Below are 2,886 nucleotides of genomic sequence, written 5' to 3'. Positions count from 1 at the left end.
CTCACAGACTCATCATTCAGCCACAGGGAAGCAGCCCTGACAGGTGAGGGTGAGGGTGTGTGGAGCACGCAGGGCCACGTGGTGAAGGTTGAGCAAGCAAAAAACAGCAGGCAGGTGTTTGGTGACACATTCTTGTGTGTCATTTCACAACTTCGGGGGCATCGTTTCAGTCATCAAAGTGGGACTAACCACCATCATTGTGCAACCTGCAGTCACCGCCCACCCACCTTGCGTCCAAGCAGGGGGGGGTGAGGCCCAGTGAGTGCCAGTTGTGGACCCGCTGCCCCACCTTGGGGGCGGCGCCCAACAAGGGCCACTGGCGGCCATGCGTTTTGAGTGCCTGATCAGGCAAGACACACCAGGAACGCCTGCCGTGAGCCATTACTGACAGAGGCGCCATGGCTATGGTGAGCTAATGAGGGCGCATGTGGCACATGTGTACAGACACATTCAATGATTGGTGTGCTGAGATGCAATGCATGAGATGAAAGCTTGGGCACCTGGCACATGCAGTGTGTTGTTTTAGTTATTGCTGTACACTCTGACTTAGTACAAACATGTGTTTTAGCGTTCGTTACATGTCACATGCACGACCACACTGCCAGTGTAGGCCAGTATATATAGTATATATCGCCAGTAGCCTGGTGCTTTTCAGGAGCCCAGTGATCTGGGGCTTTGATGAAAACCAAAATAGGAGGCATGGCTTCTGTGGGCATTGCCAACTGACTGGAAACTCCGGCACCTAACTTTTTGTTTGGCATGGAGGCTGTCAATACATTCAGGTTCGGTGGTTACCTGGTCTACTTGCAGTAGGATTGGAAACTAATCAGGCTGTCAAGTCAGGTTTGATGTCACCGTGACCATTTGATTGATTTCTGCAAATCCACTTGACCAACCTCATGCTTTAGGATGCCAGGTTGCTGTGCCACGTATTCATTGAGCACATCTCGGGCTCTGGTGCTTCTGGCTTGGGTTAATCCAGTCAAAACACTAACCATGTTAATGGCTGTCATCCAAGCATCCCCCGCAAACTCTGATGCTCACGATGAAATGAGTGATGCATCCCACTAAACATGAGGTGCATGCCATGGCTGATGTGTTTGATGATTGTATGGTACACTTGATGCCAACAAACATGCCAGATAACAACAAACAGCTTGCGCTGCGTGCAGTTCTTCATGCCAGCGGCTTTGCATCCAGGAACCTTTTGAGCATGGCCAAGCTTTCTTGTGGCTTGTTTGTCGGCACCTGTGACGCATCCACAAGCCCCATTGCAAGTCAGTGACGTGCGTCAACTTGAAGAGTCTTATGTAGGATCCGGTACTATTATATAATAGCATAATATTATATAAGTTATATAATAATTATATAATATTATAGACGACAGGTTATTATATAAGCCAACGAACTTTGCTATTCTCGTCATACATCGCCGTCAAACGATTGCGATTGCAATACCGACACAGCGAAACGGCGTTTTATGACTGGGCTGGGGGTCAAGGTTTGGAAGCTGGATGATGGTAATCGGCAGCCCACATGGGAAGCAATTTAACGCTAGACCAGCTTCTCCAGAAGCTCACGGATGGGGCAGTCAAAAGATGGCAGGAAAAGTTCACAGCTGAGATCCTACAGGAGTGTGGAGGCATGTGTGTTCTGGTGTGCAGGGATTGTGAGGAGTTTTTCAGCGCAATCTACCCTGCACAGATTTTGAAAACCCACAGTGCAAACTGCAAGGGGAAGCAGAAGCAACAGCAAGGCAGTTCCAGCATGCATGCAGTACAACATGACGCCTTGGACACACCATCCCCCGAGCAAGAAGCGCAGAACTGGTAGCATCACAACATATACCACCAGTGCTGAGTAGATAAAGCAGGCCCTGCAGCACTCTGGTCATCACCCTAACAGGCTGTTTCTGCTGTTTTCTTTATGCATGGTTAGCTAATGAGGATGGGCATGGGCATGACAAGACCACTTCGTGGCAACAAGACTCCATCTCGTGAAAATGATCGCAACGATGGATTGAAGAGAAGGCTATGTTTTTGTTTTCAGCAAATTTGGACAAGCTTATATAATATTATACACCTGGTCCATATAATATTATATACCGGCTCTTAGTCTTATGAAAAAAGTAGGCAGCCATGTGGCCATCAGTGCCGGGCATCCCACACCCACCCACCATGTGCCCCGCGCCCTTGACTGTGGCGTAAGACAGCCGCCCGTAGTCGACCACAAAGCCCGCCACCTGGCCAGCTACCATCCACGGCCTCCAGGGCGCCGTCTCGTTGCCTCCTAGGAGGGTGGCGGTCCACACCTCACTGCCTGTGTGAGGCACCGCCATGTCGTGGTCCCCACTGTAGACCTGCAGATCACACGGTGCGGCAGGTGTGACAATGCTGGTGCCGAGTGGCGTGTAGACTTTCAGCACACATGGTGCGCGGCGGTGTGGTGTCAGTGTAGGTGTGCCATGCCATGATGGTGCAGCAGTGCGGCAGTGCAGGCGCACCACACTGCACAGTGCTGCGCTGCGCTGTTCGGCAAAGCCGGAGGCAGACTGGTGTTGAATGGCGTGTTGGGTGGTCATGGCTGCGACAAGTGTGACCTGGGGTGATGGCACCACTCACCAGCGCCCTCAACCCACGCTTCTGAGTCAGGTCCTTATGAATGGGAATGAGCGAGGGGATGACACGTTTGTAGAACAGGTGGTTGGAGCACACAGTCCTGAGGCAGGGGGGAGGCACATGGAGCAGGCGCCACGCACGCCTTTTTCAGAACGTGATGCTACATAGCCAGCACTAGGGGAAATCGAGAAAGGGAAATACTCTATGTACTGTAGGCATTAACGGTTTCGCTGCCGTAGATGTGAACCACAGTACATGTTGAAGCCAT

Annotated in this window: 2 protein-coding genes; one reads left to right on the top strand and one right to left on the bottom strand. The window is 51.4% G+C overall.

What is annotated here, in order from left to right; all coding sequences use genetic code 11:
- Positions 1 to 1,087 precede the first annotated feature (1,087 nt).
- Positions 1,088 to 1,285: a hypothetical protein gene (locus PHX60_RS15950; protein ID WP_300079783.1), complete on the top strand. Its 198-nt coding sequence runs from the start codon at positions 1,088 to 1,090 to the stop codon at positions 1,283 to 1,285.
- Positions 1,286 to 2,074: 789 nt separating this feature from the next.
- On the opposite strand, the gene PHX60_RS16055 is transcribed toward PHX60_RS15950, so the two are convergent.
- Positions 2,075 to 2,581 (bottom strand): hypothetical protein, encoded by a 507-nt coding sequence (locus PHX60_RS16055; protein WP_366144399.1) that lies wholly within the window; start codon positions 2,579 to 2,581, stop codon positions 2,075 to 2,077.
- Positions 2,582 to 2,886: the final 305 nt, after the last annotated feature.

This window comes from Giesbergeria sp., assembly GCF_028686475.1.
Classification (GTDB): domain Bacteria; phylum Pseudomonadota; class Gammaproteobacteria; order Burkholderiales; family Burkholderiaceae_C; genus Simplicispira.
The sequence above is the reverse complement of the archived record's forward strand: the minus strand, read 5'-3'. Positions and strand labels throughout refer to the sequence as shown.

Coding starts and splice junctions, on each gene's coding strand:
- PHX60_RS15950 (WP_300079783.1), top strand. CDS start 1,088: ATGGCTGATGTGTTTGATGATTGTATGGTACACTTGATGCCAACAAAC.
- PHX60_RS16055 (WP_366144399.1), bottom strand. CDS start 2,581: ATGACCACCCAACACGCCATTCAACACCAGTCTGCCTCCGGCTTTGCC.